This is a genomic window from Vibrio toranzoniae, from assembly GCF_024347655.1.
Taxonomy (GTDB): Bacteria; Pseudomonadota; Gammaproteobacteria; order Enterobacterales; family Vibrionaceae; genus Vibrio; species Vibrio toranzoniae.
The window spans coordinates 473876-499534 of sequence record NZ_AP025515.1 but is presented as its reverse complement, the minus strand read 5'-3'; the positions used below and the strand labels follow the sequence as shown (position 1 = coordinate 499534).

Genomic DNA, 25659 nt, shown 5'->3' with positions numbered 1-25659 from the left:
TGGACGCTGTTTTAGTTTGAGCTATCTGCTTTTTAAACGAGAAAAGACAACAATTCATCGACTTTCTCAGCGAGCAATTTCGGATCCTTTCTGGATTCTACGTTCAAGCGCATTAATGGTTCTGTGTTCGACATCCTTAAATTGAAACGCCAGTTACTCATTTCAACACTGATGCCATCGATATCACTGATCGTTAACGCGCTATTCTTGTAGTGATTGAGCAGGTTTTCGATGACTTGTTTTGGGTCTGAGACTGTACGATTTATTTCACCCGACGATGGGAAGTTACTAATACTTGCTTGGGTGAGTTGATAGAGAGATCGTCCAGATTTTGATATTAGCTCAATGATAAGTAGCCACGGAATCATGCCTGAGTCGCAATATCCAAAGTCACGAAAGTAATGATGAGCACTCATTTCACCGCCATAAACCGCATTTTTATTACGCATCGCTTCTTTGATAAGAGCGTGTCCAGCTTTCACAGCGATAGCGTTCCCATCAAGTTTATTGGCCACTTCAATCGTATTCCATGTTAAACGCATGTCGTGTAACACGGTTGCGTTAGGCTCTTTGAGTAAGAATGCTTCGATTAGCAGGCCAACAATATAATAGCCTTCTATGTAGCGACCTGTTTCATCAAAGAAGAAACAACGATCGAAATCTCCATCCCAAGCGATGCCAATGTCTGCGGCATGCTTTAAAACCGCTTCTCTTGTCGCGTTTTGATTCTCAATTATTAACGGATTAGGGATACCATTAGGAAACTTAGCGTCTGGTTTATGATTAATCTTGATCAGCTTTATTGGGACACCAAGATTTATAAAACGGCTTTCTAGCGCATCAATAACATGTCCTGCAACACCGTTACCTGCGTTAACCACAATCTTCATTGGTGTGAGTTCAAAAGGGTTTATATAAGAGAGCAAGTGATCTACATAGGGATCCAATACACTTATCGATTTAGAGCTGGTGTAGCACTGAGGTACTTGGTTAGCCTGTAACCTGTAATTAGGTGTATTACCATCAGTGTTATTGCTATTACATGTTTTACCTAAAGCTTCAACTCTCCGTTTGATCGCATTTAACCCACTATGTTTGCTGATTGGGCTCGCATCAGCTCCTACCAATTTCATGCCGTTGTAATTGATTGGGTTGTGGCTTGCGGTTATTTGTACTCCGCCAATAGAATTAAGATGACGGGTAGCAAAATAGACTTCTTCAGTCCCTGTCACTCCTAAGTTAACGACAGTAATACCAGACTCGATTAAGCCTCTTGTCATGGCGTCTTGCAATGATAGAGATGTATCTCGATTATCACGACCAACCACCACCTGAGCTACAGAGTTCGAGAATTGTTTTTTACCGTCGTGGTTCCGTTGCTGATAGGTAACCTCTAACGAATGTTCGACTCTTTGGTTCAAGAGGTGTTGTCCAAATGCCTTACCGAGCAGGTAAGCAAACGGTTCATTGATTTGACTGCCGATAATGCCGCGAACGTCGTTGTTCTTAAAGCAACTGAGATCTAATGTTAGTTTCACTATATTGCCGCCGCTTTATTCCGGTTGGTTGTTAGGCTTAGAAGATTAATGTTCTCTTTTGGGTTTAAACATCTCGCCCATAACTGTCTTGATATCTAGTGATATCGTTTTCACTGAGGTAGCTGCCGGTTTGTACTTCGATCATCTCGAGAGGTGTGTCTCCGGGATTTTCTAGACTATGAATGTGGCCTAGCGGAATATAAGTGGATTGATCTTCCTCGACTAGATAGCTTTGATTGTTATTGGTGACTTTGGCTGTGCCAGCTACGACCACCCAGTGTTCGGCTCTGTGATGGTGCATTTGCAAAGACAATTTCTGCCCTGCATTTACCGTAATTCGCTTCACTTTGTCACGCTTTCCAAGATCTACGACGTCGTATTTACCCCAAGGCCTAAAGACTTCTCGGTGATGTATATGTTCGGTTCGACCTGCTTGATTAAGCTGTTCAACAATCGATTTCACGCCCTGAACTCTGTCTTTATTCGCAACCAATATCGCGTCTTTGGTTTCGACAATAATCAGGTTTTCGACCCCCACAGTCGCAACCAGCTTATTTTCAGCATGAATGTAGTTGTGTTGCGAGTCGACAGTCAACACATCGCCTTCAATCACGTTGTTGTGCTCATCCTTGTCACTCACATCCCAGATCGCAGACCATGAACCAATATCATTCCAGCCAACATCCATAGGAATTACTGCAGCGTGTGAAGTTTTTTCCATCACGGCATAATCAATAGAATCGCTTGGGCTGCTTTTAAACGCTTCAGTGTCAATGCGGATAAAGTCGAGGTCAGTATTTTGTTTTTCAAGTGCGAGTTTACAGGCGGTTAAGATCTCTGGGCTATGTTCGGCTAGTTCTTCAAGATAGCGGGACGCAGTAAACATGAACATGCCGCTGTTCCATAGGTATTGTCCCGAATCAATGTACTGCTCTGCAGTTGCCAGATCGGGTTTTTCAACGAAACATTCAATCGCGTAAGCATGATTGGAGAGCGGAGCTCCTTTCTTGATATAACCATAGCCCGTTTCGGGTGCGTTCGGAGTAATACCAAATGTGACGAGTTTGCCTTGTTTCGCGTATTCGACACCTCTCGCTACCGTTTGCTGAAATTCGGTCGTTTTGGCTATGTGATGATCAGCTGCCAGTACCAATAATATTGGATCTGACTCGTTCTGTTGGTTGCTGTTTGAGTGACTTACGGCCTGTAAGGCTGCGAGTGCGATGGCGGGCGCTGTGTTTCGACCTACAGGCTCTAGCAGAATACCACTGTGTTGGATGTTAGCCGATCGAGCTTGTTCTGCAGCAATGAAGCGGTGTTCTTCGTTACAGATGATGAAGGGAGCGGCACACTCGGTATCCCTTAAGTGCGCTTCAAGGCCTTGCAAACGTAAAAGGGTGTGTTGAAGCATCGATTGTTCGCCAGCGATGTTGAGGAACTGCTTGGGGTAAAGCTCACGAGATAATGGCCAAAGGCGACTACCAGAGCCGCCAGCTAAGATGACAGGTAAAATCATAAGGTGGTAATTAGGTGTATAAGGGCTACTCCCACCATATTACCACGCTTATCACTTATCAATGAGCTTCGGGATGTGAATTAATAACATCTTCAGGCAGACTGACTTTCTGAGAGTCGATCTTAAGTGTTTGGGTTGGGAAGGCGATTTTCGCATCGTGTTTATGAATAATCGCCAATACCTGTAATAGAACGTCTTGCTTCACCCTGTGGTATCTCGCCCAATTGACCGTTTTTGTGAAGGTGTAGATAAAAAAGTTCAGCGTTGATGGACCAAATTTATCAAAGTTAACGATCAACGTCTGTTTGGCGTCAATGTCTGGGTGGGTCTCAAGCATGGATTTTACATCGTTAACAATTAGCGCGAGTTTTGAGGCATCTTGATAACGAAGTCCAAAAGTTTCATGGATCCTGCGGTTCAGCATTCTAGATGGGTTCTCCACCACAATACTGCTGAACACTGAATTTGGAACGTACAAAGGGCGCTTATCAAAAGTGCGAATGATCGTCATGCGCCAACCAATGCGCTCTACTGTACCCTCAATTTGACGATCGGGAGAGCGTATCCAGTCACCGACTTTAAAAGGACGATCGAAGTAAATCATCATACCGCCAAAGAAGTTAGACAGCAGATCTTTAGCTGCCAAACCAACGATTAAACCACCTACACCACCAAAAGTGAGTAATCCAGATAAACTGAGCCCAAATGCCTGCATGATAGTGAGGCCACCTATTGTCATAAAGAATAGTCGGGCGACTTTGGCGATAGCTTGTACAGTGGTTTCGTCTCTGGTTTTCTGTTCCAAGACGTATGCTTCTGCATTACTGATCATTCTTAATGTAAACCAAACAAAGGTACATATAATCAGTATGTGTTTGAGAGTCTTTAACCAGTTGATTTCATTGCCAAACTGGTCTTGAAGGATCAATCCAACCGATACCGTTGCGGGCCAACACCAAAGTAACGTGCTGACAGGGCTTTTTAGTGCTTCTAGCAGGAGGTCGTCCCAATGAAAAGTCGTTTTTTGAGCCAGTACTTCTAAACGACTATGGATAATTCGCCAAACCACCCAAGCTAAGAAACTCGCGATGGTGATAAATAAGACGCTACTCCACCAGTTACTGTGGCTCTGGTTGATGTAGGTTTGAACTTGGGTTATGAATTCATTCATTGTGTGTACTGCCGCAGAAATTATGAGTTGGAAATTAGCAGAAATTGCTGTTGTTCTCTACCTTTATAAATCAAACGATTATGATAATGGAATAAGCTTATTATTGCATACTCGACTTTTTTTGAGATAGAAACTAATGTAGGTTTGGCTATCCGATATAATTCAACTTCTTAAACGGGGACTTCAAATGAGCGACAAACAATATGCAGTTATCGGCTTGGGGCGTTTTGGGTTATCTGTTTGTAGAGAGCTGCAAAGTTCAGGAGCACAAGTACTCGCCGTCGACATTGATGAAGATCGAGTTAAAGAAGCTGCGGCTTTTGTTTCACAAGCGATTGTTGCGAACTGTACGAGCGAAGAGACGGTAAAAGAGTTAAGGCTAGACGATTATGACATGGTAATGGTGTCGATTGGCTCCGATGTTAACTCTAGTATTTTAACCACTTTGGTGGTGAAAGAGTCAGGATCAAAGGCGGTTTGGGTAAAGGCTAATGATAAGTTTCACGGCAAGATTCTTTCTAAGATTGGTGCTGATTATATCATTATGCCAGAACGAGATATGGGCATTCGTGTGGCGCGGAAAATGTTAGATAGACGCGTTCTAGAGTTTATTGACCTTGGAAGTGGCTTGGCGATGACGGAGGTTGTTATCGGACATAACTTATTGGGTAAGAAACTTGGTGACCTTAAGCTGTGTAAAGAGAGCGGTGTTGATGTCCTTGGTTTTAAGCGAGGACCGCATTTAACCAAAGCACCAGAGCTGGATGTGAGTTTAGAAACGGGGGATGTGGTGATTCTTGTTGGGCCGAAAGAGACCTTGTCTAACAAATTACGTAATTGGTGATTGGTAATAAGGTAAGAGTATGAATTCGTTTCAACGTAAAGGTATTTTCTACACGCTTAAGAGAGATGAAAAACCACGTAAAGGGTCTGAACCTAAAATTATCCTTACGAGTTTTTTAGGCGTCCTTATCCCTGCTGCATTATTGCTTACACTTCCTGTTTTTTCTGTCTCTGGACTTAGCTTTACAGATGCGTTGTTTACCGCGACTTCCGCGATCAGTGTGACCGGTTTGGGTGTAGTCGATACGGGTGAGCACTTCACTTTAGCAGGAAAAATCTTACTGATGTTTTTGATGCAAGTGGGCGGGTTAGGGCAGATGACTCTGTCAGCAGTATTGCTCTATATGTTTGGTGTTAGGCTAAGTTTGAAACAACAAGCGTTGGCGAAAGAAGCGCTTGGGCAAGATCGTAAGATTAACCTTCGTAAATTAGTAAGGAAGATCATTATTTTTGCATTGGTGGCGGAGTGTATCGGCTTTATATTACTTTGTTTCCGTTGGGTGCCTGAAATGGGATGGGCAACCGGAAGTTTTTATGCGCTTTTTCACGCTATATCAGCATTCAATAACGCAGGCTTTTCTTTGTTTTCAGACAGTATGATGAGCTTTGTTGACGACCCATTGGTGATCTCTACCTTAGCAGGCTTATTCATTTTTGGGGGACTTGGTTTTACGGTGGTGGGGGACTTGTCGAGTAATTGGCGCAAAGGTTTTCAGCACTTGCATTTACACACCAAGATTATGCTAACAGCGACACCGACTTTATTGTTGGTGGGAACGGTAATGTTCTGGTTGTTGGAGAGAAATAACTCTGCAACGATGGAAGGGTTATCGACACAAGGGCAGTGGCTAGCGGCATTTTTCCAGTCTGCGAGTGCTCGTACTGCAGGGTTCAATAGCGTGGATTTATCTCAGTACACTCAACCTGCATTGTTGGTGATGATTGTCCTTATGTTGATTGGTGCCGGCTCAACCTCTACGGGGGGCGGAATTAAGGTTTCGACCTTTGCGGTTGCATTTGTAGCGACTTGGACCTTCTTACGTCAGAAAAAACATGTCGTGATGTTTAAGCGAACTGTAACTTGGCAAGCGGTAACAAAGTCATTGGCTATCATTGTGGTAAGTGGGGCACTATTAACCACCGCAATGTTTTTGTTAATGCTTACTGAAAAGGCTCAGTTTGACCGAGTAATATTTGAAGTGATTTCTGCCTTTGCGACAGTTGGACTAACGGCGGGGTTAACAGCAAGCCTCTCTGAGCCGGGAAAATACATCATGATAGTCGTGATGGTCATTGGGAGGATTGGTCCTTTGACTTTAGCTTATATGTTGGCTCGTCCAGAGCCTTCTTTACTGAAATACCCAGAAGATACGGTATTAACGGGTTAATAATGCTAACAGGCTAGGATTAACCCTTCTTATTAACGCGTTTAAAAAAGAGAGCCAGCGATACGCTGGCTTTGTTGTTTATGGAGATCGTGCTGTTGGTGAATAGAACGAGTTGGGGGTTAGTCTTTGATTAGCCCTCAAACATCTCAACGTATTCTTCGTAGCCTTCTTCCGCTAATTTATCTGCTGGGATAAAGCGCATCGCGGCTGAGTTCATGCAGTAACGCAGGCCTGTTGGTTTTGGGCCATCTTTGAACACGTGTCCAAGGTGCGAATCACCAAAGCGGCTACGAACCTCAGTTCTTGGATAAAATAGTTTATAGTCAGTGGTTGTTACCACATAAGCCTCGCTAATGGGCTGCGTAAAGCTCGGCCAACCTGTACCTGATTTGTATTTGTCTTTCGACGAGAACAACGGTTCACCTGTTACGATATCGACGTAGATACCTTCCTGTTTGTTATCCCAGTATTTGTTGTCAAACGGGCGCTCTGTAGCGTCATCTTGTGTAACATCGTATTGAAGTGCTGTTAGGCTCGCTTTGATCTCTGCATCAGACGGCTTACTGTATGTCTTAGCATTTGCACGTGCATTCTTACTATCGATAATCTGACGGAGTGTTTGCGGATTTTCCTTTCTATCCTCACCGAAGATTTTATCTAAGTACTGATCACGACCTGATGCATAGCGGTAGTAGTTATAACGAACCTTGCTCTTTTTGTAGTAATCTTGGTGATAGTCTTCTGCTGGCCAGAATTTCTCAAATTCAATCAGTTCTGTCTTTAGCGGTTCACCAAAGATTTGAGCTTTATCGATTTCCATCATGAAGTTCTGAGCGACGTCTTTCTGCTCTTGGTTTCGATAGAAAATAGCAGGTCGATATTGAGGACCTCTGTCTACGAAAGAGCCTTTATCGTCGGTTGGGTCTATGTGTCGGAAGAATTGGTCAAGTACCTGCTCATAACTAACCACATCAGGGTTATAAGCCACATTGATTACTTCGATGTGCCCTGATTTACCTGATGAAACTTGCTTGTAGGTTGGGTTTTTTAATTCACCACCAGAATATCCTGATATAACGTCGGTAACACCAGTCAATTTCTCCAAATCGGATTCTGTACACCAAAAACAACCACCAGCCAGTGTCGCGATTTCACTTTTACCTGAATTAGCCGTTTTATCCATTGTATTGGCAGTGCCAGTCTGGCTCACAAACAGCGAAATCAGTGGTAGCGCAACCACGAGTGATACCAATATTTTAGATAATTTATTCATAGATACCTCATCTTGACGTTTTCTCATTCGATTTTGAATGTACGAATAGAGACAGGTTTTAGATGGAAAAAATTGCATCATTCATAAAAAAAATGTGCCACTCAGAAAATCTTGCTCATAAATGCCGCCAGTAGTAGGGTGTAGGCATTGATGTAAAATAATAGATAATGATGACGTTTTTCGTACATCTAAGGAACAGCATGCAAGCAGAAGTTAAATGGGTCGAAGGCTTTAAATTCCTAGGTCAATCTCAATCAGGCCACTCTGTTGTTATGGACGGCAGCGGTGGTGCAACGGCGCCAAGCCCAATGGAAATGGTCCTTATGGCTGCGGGTGGCTGTAGCTCTGTTGATGTAGTAGATGGTTTGAAATCTGCGGGTCAAAGCATCACAAGCTGTAATGCAAAGCTAGAAACGACACGTCGTGAAACTGCGCCAAAGATCTTTACTGTGATTAATATTCACTTTGAAGTGTCTGGTGACAACCTTGATCCTGAGTTGGTTGCTAAAGTATGTTCTGATTCTCTAGAAAAATACTGTTCAGTATGCCTAATGTTGGGTGCTGGCGTAGAGATGACTCACAGCTGGGAAATTATCTAGTCTTCTGATTACAGCAAAGGCGGGCAAAGAAAAGGGCGGAGCACGTTGAGTGCTCCGCCCTAGTTATTTTGATTAAGGTAGAGTGCGATTATTCAGCAGTTTCTACGATAACTTCTTCTACTTGTACTTCTTCTTGATATTCGAAACCAGGGATCGTCGCTTCAACTCGACGGTTTTGAGCACGACCTTCAGCAGTATCATTTGATGCTACTGGGTTCTCTTCACCTTCACCTGTAGCTGTGATGCGGTCAGCATCAATACCTTGCTCTTCGATGTGCGCAGCTACTGCAGCGGCACGTTTTTTGGAGATCATCATGTTGTATTCAGCTGCACCTGTTGAGTCAGTGTGACCAACAACTTCAACTGTTGATTGAGGGTGAGCCTTCAGTACTTCAATTAATGGCACTAGTGCGATTTTTCCGTCTGTAGACAGCTCGGTACTGTTCGTCTCAAACATGCCTTGAGAGAAGCTTTCAGTGTGTGCTTTCGTCACAACAACTGTTGTCTTTTCTTCTTCCACAACGACTGGTTCTGTGATTGGCTCAGATGGTGCTTGTGTCATTGAAGCTGCGGCTGCGGCAGCAGCTGCCGAGGCGGTAGTATTGCCTGTACCGAAGTTGTAGCTAAGACCTACAGTAACAAGGTTGGAGTTAAGATCTTGGATGATCTTATCGTCAAAATCATCGAAGTATTGATATTCAACTCGAAGTGCCCAATCGTCTGATAGCTGTTTCTCAGCACCGATACCTAGGGCTAATACAACGTCGTCTTCGTCGTCATGCATGATATATGCAGGACCAGCTTTGAAGAAAATATCAAATTCTTGTTTAATCGCTAATCGATACATTGGGCTCAAAGATATTGCTACGATAGAGTCGCTGTATCTTTGAGTTGCTCCATTATTGTTGAAGCTCGTGTCGTAATCACCTAAGTAATCGGCATTCAACTCAAGCGCGAGCGTATCAGTAAAGTTGTAGCCACCGTAAATACCACCCGCAACTGAATCATCTTCACAGTTCGTGCTGTCAACACAAGCACTGTCTAACCAACCCATACCTACTTTAGCACCAACATAAGTTGTTGCTGCGATTGACGGTGCAGCTGCTAAGCCTGAAGCGGCAACAACAGCGCACATGATTTTTGACAGTCTTTTCATAATTATTTCCTTGGATTAACTCTTATTGTTATCTGAACCTGCCAGTAAGACGATTACCTATTAGTTGATGACACTGCTTATAATAAGTAAATCAAAGCGTTGGTTCAGTTGAACCTCTTTTCTTCTCCGCAGTTATATTGTTAATCTGATTGAGTATTGGAGTCAATGAAATTGCTAACTATTGTATAGCTAATAAGTTTATTACTAATTAGCTGAATGATTATATTTAACCTATAGCTTATATATAATCATTTACAAATTATGTAGATAGTAAAATTAAGAAACTTGACCCATATCATATTTATAAAACTGAAAATCCCCATACAACATTCTGGTGTAAGGGGATTTGAATTAAAATTGATTAAATATGTATATTTTTGGATTTTATATTGCGGTTAGTTTTGTATTCTGTGGACGTTCGCCTGCCAGTAAACGCTTTTCGATATCTGCAATCACTTCAGGTAAATCGGCAATCGTGTCAACTAGATAGTGTGGGTTGGACTTGTTTAGCTTAACGCTGGCTTTTTCGCGAGCCGCTGCCAGTGTTGCTTCGTCTGCATCTAAGTATTCTTGATACGTTAATCCAGCCTCATTGCCAGATAGAACAAGGCCTACCGTCCACATGCCTGCGTTGTGGCCTTCATCAATGCCGGGTGCTGCGTCGTCTACTTTTACACACGCAGCAACGCTCGTCACACCTAGGTCGATTACGTTTTTCAGTGCCATAAATGGAGCTGGGCGACCACCTTGAGGCAAGTCATCCGTTGCAACTACGTTGTCTGGTCGGTAGCCATAATCTGCAGCAGCAGGGATTAGCACATCCATTACTTCGCGTGGGTAACCAGAACAAGAGCCTATTTTTACGTTCTTTTCTTTTAGAGTATTCACGACTTCAATCGCGTTTAAAATTGGCGCTGCGTGGTCGGCTACTTTCGCTTTTTGAAGAGGCATGAATGCCGCGTAGATTGCATCAACGTCTTCACTGGTCATTGAACGTCCGAATTGAGCCTTCCAACGAGCGTCAACCGCTGGAATTCGCCCCACCGCTTGGATGTGATCCCATTTGCCGATACCCATAGGTTCACGTGCTTCTGCTAAGTCGATGTCAAAGTCGAAACCTTGCTTGAATGCTTCAACAAAAATACTGGTTGGAGCAAACGAGCCGAAATCAACGATAGTGCCAGCCCAGTCAAAGATAACCGCTTGGATAGGTGATGTTGTGTTCATAATAGTGTCCTATTTTTGTGTCACTCCCTGTTCAAATTACTGGAAGGACGAATGATTGTTTTAGGTTATTGGTTTAAATGTTGATTTAGAGAATGAATTAAAGGTATTCAAAATCTTTGCAGACTTTGGCTATCGCTTTTTCGAATACAGACAGAGCAGCTTCTAGTGCGCTGCGGCTGATGATCAATGGCGGGCTCAACTGAATCACGTTACCTTGTGACACCTTAAAGCTCAGGCCCTCATTCAGACATTGATAAAGTACGGCTTCTGCTTCGTCGAACGCTCTGGTCTTAGTGATATGGTCGGTGACCAACTCAACACCCCAAAGCAGCCCGATGCCGCGAACGTCACCAATGACTGGGTATTTCTCTTTCATTTGAAGCAGATGTTCACGCACGAATACGCTGTCTGTTTGCACTTTTTCAAGTAGATTTTCTTGTTCAATCACTTCCATGGTCGCGAGTGCTGCTGCGCAGCCAATAGGGCTTTTCTCATGGGTGTAGTGACCAAGTGAGACTTGCGCTGCCGTGTTGTATTTGTCTTTGGTAACCATGGCTGCAATTGGAACCAAGCCACCGCCAAAACCTTTACCTATACATAGGATGTCAGGTTCGATATCAAACGCTTGATGAGTAAACCATTCGCCGCTACGACCCATGCCATTTGGGATATCATCAATGATCAACATGACGTTGTGTTTGTCACAGATCTCACGAATGCGCTTCCAGTAAGCCTTACTTGGTACTTGAACGTCAGTGTTACGAACCGCTTCTGCGATGAAGGCACCGATGCCGCCTTCTTTTTCAATCACGTACTCAAGGTAATCCGCATAATGCACATCACATGCGGTCTCACTTTCACCGCCTGCGCTATTCCCACTTAACGGAAAACTATCGCGAAGCGAAAAAGAGTCATTGAGCGGGAAAGCACCACGATAGGAAATCGCTGGTGGGATACGTTCTACGCCAGCCATTAGCGGGCCCATGCCTTCGCGAAAACAGGCTTCGCCGCCGACAGAGATAGCATCCAGCGACGCGCCATGGAAGGAATCCCACAATGAAACGACTTTGAAGTTGTTGGTGACATGTCGAGTCAGTTTGAGTGCCATACCGATAACCGATGTACCACCTGGAGCAAACAAAACACGGTTCAAATCACCACCACAGAGCTGTGTTAGCTTTTCAGCGCACTGGACGGCTGTTTCATTGGTAAAGCGACGCGGTGAAAACGGCAATGACGCCATTTGTTGAGTCACTTTATTAATGATGTGTGGGTGGCCATAACCTAACTGATGGACATTGTTGCCGTGAAAGTCCATGTACTTCTTGCCAGTCGCATCTTGAATGTAGATGCCTTCTGCGGCTTCAAGTGTGTCTAGGCAAGGTGTTGACATCGCTTGATGAAGAAATACGTCAGAGTCACGTTTTAACATTGCTTGAGTGGCATCATCGTTTAGCGACTCGTTCCATTTCTCACGCGCTGGTGTGGTGTTCACATCGCCTTCGCTTCGAAAGTGTGTCGCCTTTAGAACAGAATCTTGATTGGTCGTGGTCATTATTTGATGTCCCAGTACATAGCGTTTTTCACTGCGCCAATGAGGGCTTCAATGTCAGACGGGTAAACTTCACCGATGTTACCGATGCGGAAGCAGTCTGCGTTTGAAACCTTGCCCGGATAAATCACAAACCCTTGCTTTTTCAAACGGTCATAGAATTCCTTGAATTGGTAATCGCTATGAATGGGGGAGTAAAAAGAGGTGATGATGGGTGAATGAAGGTCATCATTTAACAGAGGTTCAAAACCAAGAGAGCGCATACCTGCAACCAGTGTGGTTTGATTGGTTTGGTATCGAGCATGGCGAGCTTCGATGCCGCCTTCTTGTTCCAGTTCAAGCAGGGCTTGGTAAAAAGCACGCACTGTGTGAGTTGGAGAGGTGAATCGCCATTTACCGTGATTGCTTTCCATGCAGTGCCATTGGTCAAACAGATCAAGGCTTAATGAGCGAGCTTGGCCTTTGCACTTCTCTAGTTCCGATTGCTTGGCGATAACAAAGCCGAACCCCGGTACGCCTTGAATACATTTATTTGCCGAGCTGATCATGTAGTCGATGCCTAAGTCAGCAATATCCATAGGGATACCGCCAAAGCTCGACATCGCGTCAAGAATGACCGTTTTGTTGTGCTGCTTTGCCAATTTGGCAATGTCTTCAATTGGATTCAGCATGCCAGTGGTGGTCTCACAGTGCACAATTGCGACGTGAGTAATGTCTGAATCCATGGCCAATGCCGTTTCCATTTCGTTCAAGTCAGGCTGTGATGTTTCACCTGGGGAAACGACATGGCATGGAATGTTTAAATATTCTGCTATTTGAGCAATACGAGCACCATACGCACCGTTATCAACAACCAGAAGCTTACCGCTGTTAGAGATAACACTGCCAATCGTAGCTTCAACTGAAGCTGTGCCGCTACCTTGCATTAATACACTTGTATATCCCGCTTGCTTAGTCGCCAAAGTCACTAGCTTGCTACGAATCACTTCAACAACGTCTTTGTTGTATTCATCATCCCAAGTACACCAATCTTTTAGCATCGCTTGGCGAACGGTTTCAGAAGTAGATAGAGGACCCGGTGTCAGTAGTAAGTATTCGTTTCTCATGTTCAATTCTCGTGATGTTCATTTTGGACTATACCAATATTTACGATTACTTTAACAACCAATTTAAACGGTCGTAAATAGCTCAAACACCATTTTCACAAAAGCTTCATATTAAAATGGGTCACTTGTCTTGAGAAAGTTTCCGATCTTTAAACTGCCATTTTTTGTTCATTTAATCGTCATAAAAGCCAGTTAGCTTAACACTCGAAATCTGGTACATACCACGGTTAAAGTGTGTGCTAACAACCTAAATGAATTTATGGATATAGAAGCCTCTTGATATGGCTTCTAGCTTCTAACCTTGGCATCGGGCCTGACTGGAGAAAATGATGAAAAACCGTTTTATGAAAGGATCACTTGCAGCATTAGTTACTCTATTAGCTGGTAATGCTCATGCAGCACAGGAAGTGACGGTTTACACCGCTTTTGAAACTGACATTTTAGCGAAATACAAAAACGCATTTGAAAGTGAAAACCCAGACATCCACATCAAATGGGTTCGTGATTCAACTGGAATCATGACGGCAAAACTATTGGCTGAGAAAAACAACCCTCGTGCAGAAGTGGTGTGGGGCCTTGCGGGTTCTTCAATGGCTCTGCTTAAAGAAGAGGGCATTCTTAAGCCTTACACACCTCAAGGTGTAGAAGCGCTGCGTTCGAACCTTAACGACCCACAATCGATTCAAGCTTGGTATGGCAACGATGCATTCTTCAATGCGGTTTGTTTCAACGAAGCGGTAGCAAAACAACTTAACCTACCAGCACCTAAATCTTGGGATGACCTAACGAAGCCTATCTACAAAGGTCACATCGCGATGCCAAATCCAGCGTCTTCTGGTACGGGTTACATGCAAGTGTCGGCGTGGCTACAAAACATGGGTGAAGACCAAGGTTGGAACTACATGCAGAAGCTAGACCAAAACATCGCTCACTACACGCACTCTGGTTCTAAGCCATGTGTTCAAGCGGGTATGGGTGAAGTCGCTATCGGTATTTCTATGGCGAGCCGTGGCGCTAAGCTAAAAACTCAAGGTGCGCCACTTTCTGTGATTACGCCTGAAGGTATCGGTTGGGAATCTGAAGCGGTAGGCCTTGTTAAGCCTTCTGATGCAGCACAACGTGTTATCGATTGGTCTATTTCTAAAGCGGCAAATGAGCTTTACATCGAAATGTACCCAGTTGTTGGTCACAAAGATGTGACAGGCAAAGCAGAGAACTTCCCTAATGTAGAAAAGAACATGGCAAAAATGGACTTCGCTCGCATGGGCAGCGAGCGTGCAGACGTATTGAAAACATGGTCTGAGAAGTTTGACGCTAAATCAGAGCCAAAATCTTAATCTATCGAGCTACTCAGTTAATTAACTATTGAGTTCATTAGAAGTTAGAAATCAGTAAAGGAAGGCTTCGGTCTTCCTTTTTTAGTTTTACGCCTTTAGCGTTTTAAGTAAGGTACGACAAATGACAAAACACTATTCATATTGGTTCAAGCAGGCACTAGAAAAGGAATTTGGCAGCATAGATGCAGGTCTAGAATCCGCGAAGCCACTTCAAAAAGACGTTAACTGCGACATCGCTATTGTTGGCGGCGGTTACACAGGATTATGGACGGCGATTTTAATCAAACAGCAGCAACCTCAAAAGCACGTTGTGGTGATTGAAAAAGGTTTGTGTGGAAGCGGTGCTTCCGGCGCGAACGGTGGTTGTATGTTGACGTGGTCGACTAAGTATCCAACGTTGAAGAAGCTATACGGCAAAGAACAAGCAAAATGGCTGGTTAAAGAATCGGAAAAGGTCATTTACGAGATTGAAGCTTTCTGTAATGAACACAACATCGACGCGTATCTCTATCGCAGTGGCACTTATTACACGGCGACCAATGAAGCGCAAAAAGGTGGAATGGAACCTGTTGTGAATGAGTTGGTCAAGCAAGGAATAAATAGTTGGAAGAAGTGTGACAACTCTTTGCCTGATAAAGCGGGATCGGATCGTCATATTGAAGGGTATTACTCAGAAGCCGCGGGCAGTGTTCAACCCGCTTTATTGGCGAGAGGGTTACGCCGAGTTGCTATTGAACTAGGTATCGAAATTCACGAAAACACAGAAATGACGTCGCTCGATTATGGCTCTCCAGCTCGAATCCAAACTAAGGGCGGATCTGTCTTTGCCGATAAAGTGATCTTGGCACTCAACGCATGGATGCTCGATCATTTCAAAGAGTTCAAACGCAGCATTGTGGTTGTCTCGTCAGACATGGTGGTGACTAAGCCAATCCCAGAAAAACTTAAGCAGTTTGGTCCCGAGAAAGGGGCAGCGGTGGTGGATTCACGTATCTTTGTTCACTATTACCGAGACACCCAAGACGGGCGGCTCATGCTAGGCAAAGGTGGCAACAAATTCTCGTTTGCGAATCAGGTTGAAAGCATGTTTAACCAAACGACCAACTATCTGCCGATTCTCAATCAATCTTTCCAAAAACTGTTTCCTAAACTGGAACAAAGTGAATTCGATTACAATTGGTCGGGTGGCTCAGACCGTTCTGTCACAGGATTGCCATTTTTCGGTAATCTAAAAGGCCAAAACAACGTCTATTATGGGCTTGGTTACTCAGGTAATGGTGTTGCTCAAACTCGTATGGGCGGAAAGATTCTGTCATCAATGGTACTCGGAACCGATAACGCTTGGACGTGCTGCGGACTAACCAAAGGACCGCTTGGTCATTTCCCGCCAGAGCCATTCCGTTGGGTGGGTGCAATGATGGTGCGTGATGCGGTACGAAGAAAAGAGAACGCGGAAGATTCTGGTAACACGCCATTATGGCTAGATAAGCAATTGGCAAAGCTGGCTGGTGCGGCAGGTAAAGCCGACAAGGTAGAGTAAATCTGTCGTTTAGATTTTTTCTCGCCCGCTAAGTCTGACTTGGAAGTTAAATTTGATTTGAAGTGAGAATTGATATGACGACCCCGCTGTACGTATTTGATCTAGATGAAACACTCATGGACGGAAACAGTGCCATGATTTGGAATGAGTTTTTGGTTGAAAAGGGCTTAGCGAGTGAACCTAGCTTTTTGAACGAAGAACGCCGGCTTATGACGCTGTACGTTCAAGGTATGCTTAATGAAGATACTTACCTTGAATTTGCTACTCGCTCTCTAGCAAATAAGACACATCAAGAGGTGTGTGCTTTATTAGAAGAGTGTATTGATAGCAAAGTATTGAGTAAGATCTTTCTTCAAGTGATGCAGAGGAGCTGGTCTTCCAAAATACAAGGGCAGACGATGGTGATTATCTCTGCCATCGTATCGTTCATTCCTGCCTGTGTAGCGAAAAAGCTCAATATTCCGAATGCAGTCGGCATCGAATTAATGGAAGAGTCTGGTCAATATAGTGTTAAAGTTCTGGGGATTCCAAATCACCCGTACGGTAAGATTGTGAGTTTTAAAGAGTGGCGCACAGCATTTGATCACCAACAAGGCCTCTGTGGTTCAATTAACGACTTGCCTCAATATGATTTGGCCGATCGCCCTCATTTAGTTAATCCACACGAACGTTTAAGCGCTGGCTCGGACTCTGCTCCATGGTGTGCCGTGTACTGATTTCAGTATTGGTAGAAACAATAGGTATAACAATAAACAAGCATTGATATTTGGCGGTGAAAAGTACATTGGCTTTCATCGTCAAATACTTTTCTTAAAGCGATCGGTTTACTGTAAGCTATTGAATATTATAACTTGTTTAACTCGCGTTTTCCTCCACTAGAATGAATTTTATTTCTGCAATATAACTGTCACTTAGCTTCTATAAATTTGTCACTCAACTGCAATATTCAAAGTTTAAATTTGGTATATACCATATTAAGAGTGCTGTAGTATGAGCAACCAAACTTATTTGAATATTGAAAACGTTGTAAAGCAATTTGGCCAATTTACAGCGTTGAAAGACATCTCCTTATCGATCGAAAAAGGTGAATTTGTCTGTTTCCTTGGCCCGTCTGGCTGTGGAAAAACCACCTTATTGCGTGCGATTGCAGGTTTAGATTTACCAACTTCAGGCTCTATAGAGCAAAACGGTAATGACACAACCTTCTTGCCGCCAGAAAAGCGCGACTTTGGCATCGTGTTCCAGTCTTACGCACTGTTCCCGAACCTTACGGTGGAAGATAACATTGCGATTGGCCTTAAAAACCAAGGTATGTCGACCAAAGAAGCCCTCGAGACGGTGGAATCTTGGCTAGAAACCATCGGTTTACCAACGTCGGCTCAAAAATTCCCGAATCAGCTGTCTGGCGGACAACAGCAGCGTGTGGCTTTGGCTCGCGCTTTGGCACTGTCTCCGGGCTTGCTACTGCTTGATGAACCGCTGTCTGCATTGGATGCAAAAGTACGAACACACTTGCGCGACGAGATCTGTCAATTGCAGCGTAAATTAGGCATCACCACAATCATGGTGACGCACGACCAAGATGAAGCCTTGACCATGGCCGACCGCATTGTGGTAATGAATCATGGAGTTATCGAGCAAGTCGGGGCTCCACAAGAGATCTACCAAAAACCAGTAAGCCGTTTTGTGGCTGAGTTTGTGGGCAGTATGAACTTCATTCAAGCGTCTGTAGCAGCTCAAGGCAAGATGCGTATTGCTGAGTCTATGTTGCCATTGCCTGGGCTAGATAACTTAGAACCAAAGCAGGGTGATGTGTTTGATATCGCGGTTCGTCCAGAGCAAATCCAGTTTGTTGATCGTTTTAATGAGTCCTTACCGGTTCGAATCGTATCAAGTGAATTCTTAGGGGCGTTTTATCGCGTTGAGTGTCAATTGCAACATGACTCAACCGCGAAAGAGATCATCGTTGATGTATCAGTCAAAGAGTTCAACCGATTGAACCTGCGTCGCTGTGATATTCGTTATGTGGCCTTTGACCAAGAAGGCCTAAGAGCTTACCCATCGAAAAGCTTGCAAGTGATGAAAGACGAGGCAGCGTAATCAATCATGGAATCGACTCAAATGATGCAATCTAATCTGCTATTTCAACGACGAGTACAACCTTTTCTTGCTCGGTTGAGTAAAGACAACGTTATCCTATTTGGGCTGTTGGCATTTTTGTCTGTAGTCATGACACTGTTTATTCTGATGCCGTTGTGGGCAATGCTGAAAAAGAGTGTTCAAAACGCAGATGGCGAATTTGTCGGTTTGCAGAATTTCGCGACGTATTTCGCGTCTCAAAGCCTGTGGCAATCCGTCGGTAACACCTTCACGTTGGGCTTGTTGGTAACGACAGTGGTTGGCGTTTTAGCGTTTGGTTATGCCTATGCTTTGACTCGTTCATGCATGCCTTTTAAGGGACTATTTCAGGTATTAGGTTCTGCGCCGATTCTTGCTCCGTCACTACTTCCGGCGATCAGCCTGATCTTCCTATTTGGTAACCAAGGTATCGCCAAAGAAGTCTTGGGCGGTAACTCGGTATACGGCTTGATTGGTATCTCACTCGGCTTGATATTTTGGACTTTTCCACACGCCTTGATGATTCTAACCACTTCACTCAGAACGTCCGATGCTCGTCTTTATGAGGCAGCACGCGCACTGAATACGTCATCGCTCAAAACCTTCTTCATGGTGACGTTACCTGCAGCCAAATATGGCTTGATCAGTACTTTGATCGTGGTGTTTACGTTGGTGGTTTGCGACTTTGGTGTGCCAAAAGTGATTGGCGGTAGCTACAACGTTTTATCGACGGACATCTTTAAACAGGTGGTGGGCCAGCAAAACTTCTCGATGGGTGCGGTAACCAGTATCTTGTTGCTGTTGCCTGCATTGCTCGCGTTTACGGTTGATCGCTGGGTGCAAAAGAAACAGAAGAGCTTGTTTGATACTCGTTCTGTCGCGTACCAACCAGAGCCAAATACGATGCGTGACGGCTTGTGTTTCCTTTACTGCACGATCATCTCTGCTGCTGTCGTTATCGTGTTGGGCATGGCGATATATGGTTCTATGGTCACCTTCTGGCCTTGGAACAAAGCGCTGACACTGAACAACTACAACTTCGCAGAAATGAGTACTTATGGTTGGACTCCGTTCTTCAATTCTCTGACGCTTGGCGCATGGACTGCCATTATCGGTACGGTCTTGATTTTCTTAGGTGCGTATTGCATTGAGAAGGGCAGAGCATTTGGTCCTGTTCGTCAGGCGATGCAGATGCTCAGTGTTGTGCCGATGGCGGTTCCGGGGATGGTGTTAGGTTTGGGCTACATCTTCTACTTTAATGACTTAAGTAACCCACTCAACTTCTTGTATGGAACAATGGCGTTCTTGGTGATCAATACCGTGGTTCACTACTACACGGTAGGGCACATGACGGCGTTAACGGCATTAAAACAGCTGCCTTCGGAAATTGAAGCCACCGCGGCCTCGGTTAACCTACCGCAATACAAGTTGTTCTTTAAGGTGACGGTGCCCGTTTGTCTGCCTGCGATTTTAGATATTGCGACATACCTGTTTATTAATGCACTTACCACGACATCTGCGGTAGTATTCTTGTATTCTACCGACACGATACCTGCGTCGGTTTCAGTCATGAATATGGACGATGCGGGGCAAACTGGTGCAGCAGCAGCCATGGCGGTAATGATCATGATATCTGCAGCGAGTGCGAAGTTGATTCATATGCTAATCAACAAGTTATTCGAGAAGCGCACCCAAGCTTGGCGTAAACGTTAGCGAACCATTTTATATTGCAGTTGGCCAAGGAGTGGCTGACGACAAGAACAAGAATGAAAGGAAATGAAGTGCAGTACGTAAAAATCAAAGATGTCATTGTAGAGCAGATAGAGTCGGGGATGTTAACGCCACGACAGAAGCTGCCTGCAGAACGTAAACTGGCTGAGTCGTTTGATACGACACGAGTTACGTTACGCGAAGCCTTGTCTTCACTTGAAGCGGAAGGACGCATTTATCGAGAAGACCGTCGTGGTTGGTTTATCTCGCCGGCGCCGCTTCGCTACAACCCGACACAAACATTGAATTTCACCAACATGGCTCTGGCGCAGAATCGTAATCCGAAAACTGAGTTAGTGTCAGCGAAAGGGATATTGGCAACCAAGGAGGCGACGAAGCTTCTTGAGTTACAACCGTTCTCAGACGTTTATCGAGTCGATAGAGTTCGCTACCTTGAAGACAGGCCTGTTGTGTATGTGACGAACTACATTCGACCAGAGTTGTTTCCTAACTTGCTCGATTATGACTTGTCCAAATCACTGACGGACATCTACCGCGAACACTTTGGCGTGGTGTATCAGAAGATCCGTTACCGTGTGAGTACAACGTCTTTGTTGGGTGAAACAGCGCAAGCTCTGCGTGCGACTTCGGGTTCTCCTGCAATGGTTGTCGAGCGTGTTAACTACAATCAAAACGGCGATCTGATTGATTGCGATATTGAGTATTGGCGTCATGACGCGATCAGTATCGAGTCGATAGCGCAGTTAGAGCGTTAGTCGTACGTTAGAACGCTGGCACACCTCACTTTAGGGATTTGCCCAACTGGAATAATCAAAGGCCTCTTATCTGGAGGCCTTTTTTATCCCTTGTTTTCAGCGACTGTTCTTATCAGTTATCAATTTAGGAATGAAATGGAATTCTCTGCCATCATCATCGTGATTATTTCGGCTCTGCTGCATGCGGGTTGGAATGTCTTAGGTAAATCAAATCAAGGCTCTGGGTCCTCTTTCTTTTTAGCGTCTGGCTTTGCCGCTGCCGTGATTCTGACCCCTTATTTGATTTGGTATGTCTACAGCGTCGGCTTTGCAAACATCACAATTCCATTCTGGCAGTTGCTCTTCTTGAGTGGCATTTGCCAAATCATCTATTTAATCGGCTTAGGCATCGCCTATAAACAGGCTGATATTGGTGTCATCTACCCAATGGCACGAGCGCTTCCTGTGTTAATGGTTGGTTTGGGAACCGTATTGATTGGCTATGAGTTGTCATTGAATCAATGGATTGGCTTTGCACTGATCACATTAGGCTGTTTGTTTGTTCCACTGAAACAATTCTCTGAGCTGAGGCTTAAGGCTTATCTTAACCTTGGTGTGCTGTGGGCACTAATAGCCGCGATAGGCACCACGGGTTACTCCATTATTGATAAAGAAGCGCTTTTGTTATTGGAGCCATTAAGCACGCCTACCATTACTAATAAACACACGGCAATTTTCTACCTAGGCATTCAATTTTGGGCGATCGTAATTCCGCTGAGTATTTGGTTGTTGGTGACCAATCAAAGAGTCGAGTTTACCAACGCATGGGTACTACGTAAAAAAGCTACGGTTGCAGGCATTATGATGGCATCGACTTACGGTTTGGTGTTGTTTGCGATGACCATGACAGAGAACGTCAGCTTGGTGGTGGCACTTAGGCAAGTAAGCATCATCTTCGGCGTCGTGATGGGGATCTACTTTTTAAAGGAAAAGTGGCACATGACTCGCGGTGTAGGCGTCATTTTTATCATTGCTGGTTTAGTTATCTCACTGAATTAAAGAGAAATTAAAATACACTTCTAACTTATAATGTGACTTTTCAGTCACATTTTCATTATTGATAGCAAACGTTTTACTAATGTTAAAGATGTGATCCTTCTCATAGACAAAGCTGTTAAGTTACCGGTAACATCCACCTTAACGTTACCGGTAACATATAACAACAAACCGGACTCTGTGAAACTCATAAGGATACCCAAATGAAAGCTCTGACTAAAACGCTGATCGCTGCTTCCCTCACTGGCCTATTTGCTACTTCAGCAATGGCTGCAGACTTCAAACTTAAGATTCAATCTTCAGATCCATCTGGTGATTTGAACTTCAAGGTTCAGCAGAAGTGGGCTGAGCGCGTAGAAACGATGTCTAACGGACGTATCGACATTGATCTTCTTCCTGTAGGCGCTGTGGTTAAGCACACTGAAACGCTAGGCGCGATCAAAATGGGCATCTTAGATGGTCATATCACAGCAACGGGTTACTTCTCTGGTAAAGATCCAGCATTCGGCCTAATCGGTAACATGGTGGGTGCATGGTCAGACACAACACAACTGCTTCAGTACATGAACTATGGTGGCGGTAACGAACTAATGACTGAGCTTTACAAGCCTTACGGTGTTCAGTTCGTTGGTGCTTCAACAACAGGTGTTGAGTCTTTCATCTCTAAAAAGCCAATTGACGGTGTTGCGGATCTTAAAGGTCTTAAATTGCGTGCGCCTGAAGGCTTAGTACAACAAGTGTTTGCGGCAGCGGGTGCGACTCCAGTAAACCTTCCGGGTTCTGAAGTATTTACCGGTCTAAGCAAGGGCGTCATTGATGCTGCGGACTACACAGTATTCTCGACAAACCAAAAAGCGGGCATGAACGATATTGCGACACACCCAGTTCAACCGGGTTTCCACTCGCTACCGTTAATCGATATCTCTGTTTCTCAAAAGAAATGGGACAAGATGCCTGCGGATCTACAAACGATTCTACAAACGTCGGTTCGTGACTTCTCTTACGACATGACGACTCAGCTAAAAATGGCTGACCAAGCAGCAGTTAAAGAAGCCCAAGCGAATCCAGAAATCACAATTCATGACTGGTCTCAAGAAGAGCGTAAGAAGTTCCGTGAAATTGCAAAAGGTCAATGGAAAGTCTTTGCAGAGCGTTCTGACAACGCAGGGAAAGTTTACACTTCCGTTACCGTGTTCCTAGAAGAAAACGGCCTACTGTAATTCAAACCTAGCTTATTGATGGGGGAGGGCATTGCTCTCCCGTTTTCTCTCAGGAAATTTGGCTCATGACAGACAAAACCCCTCACGCACCAGCTGAAAACGATGAAAAGCCAAGAAACGGCCTTGATCGTCTTATCATAAAATTCAGTAACTTAGTTAGCTGGCTGTTCATCTTCACTGTATTGATCTCATTTTACGAAGTTGTGATGCGTTATGCATTTGATGCCCCGACCACATGGGTACACGAAACGGCTTCATTTATCGGTGGCTCCCTATTCATTATCGGCGGCATCTACGCTTTCGCGGCTGATAAGCATGTACGTGTGGTTCTTATCTACGATTCAGTGTCTAACCAAACACGTAAGTACCTTAATCTTGTTCACCACACAGTTGGCTTGGCCTTTGCTGGCATGCTGGCTTACGCGGCTTACTTCACAGCAGAAGAAGCATGGTTTGCACCTTGGGGTGAATTCCGCTTAGAGACATCAGGCTCAGTGTTAAACGCACCTTATCCTGCGTTGCTGAAAGGTCTGATCTTTGTCGTTTTATGTGTTCTTGTTGTCCAGTTTGTATTGCACCTAATCCAAGAGTTGATGGGTCTAAGGAAGAATGACGATGTTTGATTTATCTTCTATTGGTATCGCATGGGGCAGTTTGCTCATGCTGGTTATGATGATTGGTTTGCTACTCACGGGTATGCAGCTGGCCTTCGTAACAGGTTTTGTCGCGATTTTCTTCACCCTATGTTGGTTTGGCCCTGATGCCTTGCCTTTGATTGCGAGCCGCACTTACAGCTTTGCTTCTGGTTATGTATTCCTCGCCGTCCCAATGTTCGTATTGATGGCAGCGCTCTTAGACCGTTCGGGTATCGCGCGTGACCTGTTTGATGCCATGAAATCTGTCGGCCGTAAAGTTCGCGGTGGCGTTGCGGTACAAACGTTACTAGTTGCGGTTCTATTGGCTTCAATGTCGGGCGTTATCGGTGGTGAAACGGTACTACTTGGTATTCTCGCTCTGCCTCAAATGCTTCGCTTGGGTTACGACCGTAAGCTTGCTATCGGTACAACCTGTGCGGGTGGTGCGTTAGGCACCATGCTTCCACCAAGTATCGTATTGATCATCTACGGTATGACAGCCAGCGTATCGATTGGTGACTTGTTTAAAGCATCTTTTTTACCAGCGTTTATCCTTGCGGGTTGTTACATCGGCTACGTATTGATTCGTTGTAAGCTAAACCCTTCTCTCGCGCCTATTCCAAGTGATGATGAGACAGAAGAAGACATCGCAAATCAGCCTAGCTACTTCAAGGCTCTGTTCTTCCCATTGCTTTCAGTAGCAACCGTTCTAGGCAGTATCTACACCGGCATCGCGTCAGTAACAGAAGCTTCTGCTTTGGGTGTGGTGGGTATTATGATCAGTGCACTGATCCGTGGCGAACTGAACTTCAACATGTTGAAAGAGAGTGCCATGGCAACCATGCGTACCTGCGGCATGATCATGTGGATTGGCATCGGTGCAAGTGCACTGGTAGGTATCTACAACTTGATGGGCGGTATTGATTTTGTTGAAGAAACCATCCTTGCTCTAAGTGGCGGCAACGCAACAGTAACGCTGCTAATCATGATGGCTATCTTGTTGGTTTTAGGCATGTTCCTTGATTGGGTCGGTGTGGCGCTTCTAACAATGCCAATCTTCGTTCCAATCATTACAGGCCTTGGTTTTGACCCAGTTTGGTTTGGTGTTGTGTTCTGTCTCAACATGCAGGTGTCTTTCTTGTCGCCACCGTTTGGCCCTGCGGCATTCTACCTAAAATCAGTCGCACCAAAAGACATCAGCTTGGGCGAGATATTTACCTCACTACTGCCGTTCATTGCACTTCAAGTCTTGGTTCTGGGGCTGGTTATTATCTTCCCTCAGCTAGCACTTTGGTGGCAATAACAGTAAAGGTCCTTGAGCGGATTTAGTATTCGGGGACCGATCAGCAGCAACATAAGTTTAACTATTAGATTCGATTGTCAGCCCCAGTTTTGGTTGGGGCTTAGGGAAGGCTTGCCTTATGAAAAGCAAAAAAATACTCGTGATGGGCGTATCTGGATGCGGAAAAAGCCTGATTGGTAGCCGTATCGCAGAAGCATTAACGCTCCAGTTTTTTGATGGCGATGATTTCCATCCGCAAAGCAATGTAGAAAAGATGCGTCAAGGTATCCCACTGACAGACGACGATCGTCAAGGATGGCTGGAAACACTGAATAAGCAATATATCGAACAACCAAGCGCAGTGATTGCTTGCTCGGCACTAAAGCCGCAATACCGCGATATTCTGCGCAACAACAATGAAGATTTAGTGATTGTGTACCTACAGGGCAGTTTCGATACGATTTGGAATCGTCACAAAGCTCGTGAAAATCATTATTTTAATGGTCAAGAGATGTTGAAAAGCCAGTTTGAAACCTTGGTTGAACCTGATCTAGATGAAGCATTATTTGTCGATATCTCACAAGATGTCGAGCAAGTAGTAGAAAGTGCAGTTAAACAAATTAAGCAGATAGGCTAA

The 25659-nt window shown here is 44.5% G+C and carries 21 protein-coding genes and 1 pseudogene; 14 read left to right on the top strand and 8 right to left on the bottom strand.

Annotation, left to right across the window (positions count from 1 at the left end):
- Positions 1-32: 32 nt before the first annotated feature.
- From OCU50_RS16630 to OCU50_RS16620, 3 genes and pseudogenes are all read right to left on the bottom strand, one after another.
- A pseudogene (locus OCU50_RS16630) lies at positions 33-1343 on the bottom strand (phosphohexomutase domain-containing protein); the annotation flags it as partial.
- Positions 1344-1602: 259 nt separating this feature from the next.
- Positions 1603-3054, bottom strand: a complete 1452-nt coding sequence (locus OCU50_RS16625; RefSeq protein WP_060469499.1) for a mannose-1-phosphate guanylyltransferase/mannose-6-phosphate isomerase — start codon at positions 3052-3054, stop codon at positions 1603-1605.
- Between the two features lie 58 nt (positions 3055-3112).
- Positions 3113-4225 (bottom strand): mechanosensitive ion channel family protein, encoded by a 1113-nt coding sequence (locus OCU50_RS16620; RefSeq protein WP_060469500.1) that lies wholly within the window; start codon positions 4223-4225, stop codon positions 3113-3115.
- A 187-nt stretch (positions 4226-4412) separates the two neighbouring features.
- Here OCU50_RS16620 and OCU50_RS16615 point away from each other — a divergent pair, with 187 nt between their 5' ends.
- Positions 4413-5069 carry a potassium channel family protein gene (locus tag OCU50_RS16615; protein ID WP_060469501.1) on the top strand — a complete coding sequence of 219 codons (657 nt, stop codon included), beginning with the start codon at positions 4413-4415 and terminating at the stop codon, positions 5067-5069.
- A 19-nt stretch (positions 5070-5088) separates the two neighbouring features.
- Positions 5089-6456 (top strand): TrkH family potassium uptake protein, encoded by a 1368-nt coding sequence (locus OCU50_RS16610; protein WP_060469502.1) that lies wholly within the window; start codon positions 5089-5091, stop codon positions 6454-6456.
- Between the two features lie 130 nt (positions 6457-6586).
- Here the strand turns inward: OCU50_RS16610 and msrB are convergent, their stop codons facing one another.
- Positions 6587-7729 (bottom strand): peptide-methionine (R)-S-oxide reductase MsrB, encoded by a 1143-nt coding sequence (msrB, locus tag OCU50_RS16605; RefSeq protein ID WP_060469503.1) that lies wholly within the window; start codon positions 7727-7729, stop codon positions 6587-6589.
- 200 nt (positions 7730-7929) lie between these two features.
- Here msrB and OCU50_RS16600 point away from each other — a divergent pair, with 200 nt between their 5' ends.
- On the top strand, positions 7930-8328 hold the full coding sequence (locus tag OCU50_RS16600) for an OsmC family protein (protein WP_060469504.1): 399 nt from the start codon (positions 7930-7932) through the stop codon (positions 8326-8328).
- 88 nt (positions 8329-8416) lie between these two features.
- Here OCU50_RS16600 and OCU50_RS16595 read toward each other — a convergent pair whose 3' ends face one another.
- From OCU50_RS16595 to phnW, 4 genes are all read right to left on the bottom strand, one after another.
- Complete coding sequence (locus OCU50_RS16595) at positions 8417-9484, bottom strand: OmpA family protein (RefSeq protein ID WP_060469505.1); 1068 nt, start codon at positions 9482-9484, stop codon at positions 8417-8419.
- Positions 9485-9868: 384 nt separating this feature from the next.
- Entirely contained in the window at positions 9869-10711 is an 843-nt protein-coding gene (gene phnX, locus OCU50_RS16590) for a phosphonoacetaldehyde hydrolase (protein WP_060469506.1), read from the bottom strand.
- 97 nt (positions 10712-10808) lie between these two features.
- On the bottom strand, positions 10809-12266 hold the full coding sequence (locus OCU50_RS16585; protein WP_060469507.1) for an aspartate aminotransferase family protein: 1458 nt from the start codon (positions 12264-12266) through the stop codon (positions 10809-10811).
- Positions 12266-13369, bottom strand: coding sequence for a 2-aminoethylphosphonate--pyruvate transaminase (phnW, locus tag OCU50_RS16580; protein WP_060469508.1), 1104 nt, complete (start codon positions 13367-13369; stop codon positions 12266-12268). The genes OCU50_RS16585 and phnW overlap by 1 nt, the downstream gene beginning before the upstream one ends.
- A 326-nt stretch (positions 13370-13695) precedes the next feature.
- Here phnW and OCU50_RS16575 point away from each other — a divergent pair, with 326 nt between their 5' ends.
- From OCU50_RS16575 to OCU50_RS16525, 11 genes are all read left to right on the top strand, one after another.
- Entirely contained in the window at positions 13696-14706 is a 1011-nt protein-coding gene (locus tag OCU50_RS16575; RefSeq protein WP_060469509.1) for a putative 2-aminoethylphosphonate ABC transporter substrate-binding protein, read from the top strand.
- Positions 14707-14827: 121 nt separating this feature from the next.
- Complete coding sequence (locus OCU50_RS16570) at positions 14828-16246, top strand: FAD-dependent oxidoreductase (RefSeq protein WP_060469510.1); 1419 nt, start codon at positions 14828-14830, stop codon at positions 16244-16246.
- 74 nt (positions 16247-16320) lie between these two features.
- On the top strand, positions 16321-16962 hold the full coding sequence (locus tag OCU50_RS16565) for a haloacid dehalogenase-like hydrolase (protein WP_060469511.1): 642 nt from the start codon (positions 16321-16323) through the stop codon (positions 16960-16962).
- Positions 16963-17236: 274 nt separating this feature from the next.
- Positions 17237-18346, top strand: coding sequence for a putative 2-aminoethylphosphonate ABC transporter ATP-binding protein (locus OCU50_RS16560; protein WP_060469512.1), 1110 nt, complete (start codon positions 17237-17239; stop codon positions 18344-18346).
- Between the two features lie 21 nt (positions 18347-18367).
- Positions 18368-20077, top strand: a complete 1710-nt coding sequence (locus OCU50_RS16555; protein WP_370736484.1) for a putative 2-aminoethylphosphonate ABC transporter permease subunit — start codon at positions 18368-18370, stop codon at positions 20075-20077.
- A 68-nt stretch (positions 20078-20145) separates the two neighbouring features.
- Positions 20146-20850, top strand: a complete 705-nt coding sequence (gene phnR, locus OCU50_RS16550) for a phosphonate utilization transcriptional regulator PhnR (protein ID WP_060469575.1) — start codon at positions 20146-20148, stop codon at positions 20848-20850.
- A gap of 135 nt (positions 20851-20985) precedes the next feature.
- Positions 20986-21888, top strand: a complete 903-nt coding sequence (locus tag OCU50_RS16545) for an EamA family transporter (RefSeq protein WP_060469514.1) — start codon at positions 20986-20988, stop codon at positions 21886-21888.
- A 200-nt stretch (positions 21889-22088) separates the two neighbouring features.
- Positions 22089-23105: a TRAP transporter substrate-binding protein gene (locus OCU50_RS16540; protein WP_060469515.1), complete on the top strand. Its 1017-nt coding sequence runs from the start codon at positions 22089-22091 to the stop codon at positions 23103-23105.
- 65 nt (positions 23106-23170) lie between these two features.
- On the top strand, positions 23171-23728 hold the full coding sequence (locus OCU50_RS16535) for a TRAP transporter small permease subunit (RefSeq protein ID WP_060469516.1): 558 nt from the start codon (positions 23171-23173) through the stop codon (positions 23726-23728).
- Complete coding sequence (locus OCU50_RS16530; RefSeq protein WP_060469517.1) at positions 23721-25043, top strand: TRAP transporter large permease; 1323 nt, start codon at positions 23721-23723, stop codon at positions 25041-25043. The genes OCU50_RS16535 and OCU50_RS16530 overlap by 8 nt, the downstream gene beginning before the upstream one ends.
- A 118-nt stretch (positions 25044-25161) precedes the next feature.
- Positions 25162-25659 (top strand): gluconokinase, encoded by a 498-nt coding sequence (locus OCU50_RS16525; protein ID WP_060469518.1) that lies wholly within the window; start codon positions 25162-25164, stop codon positions 25657-25659.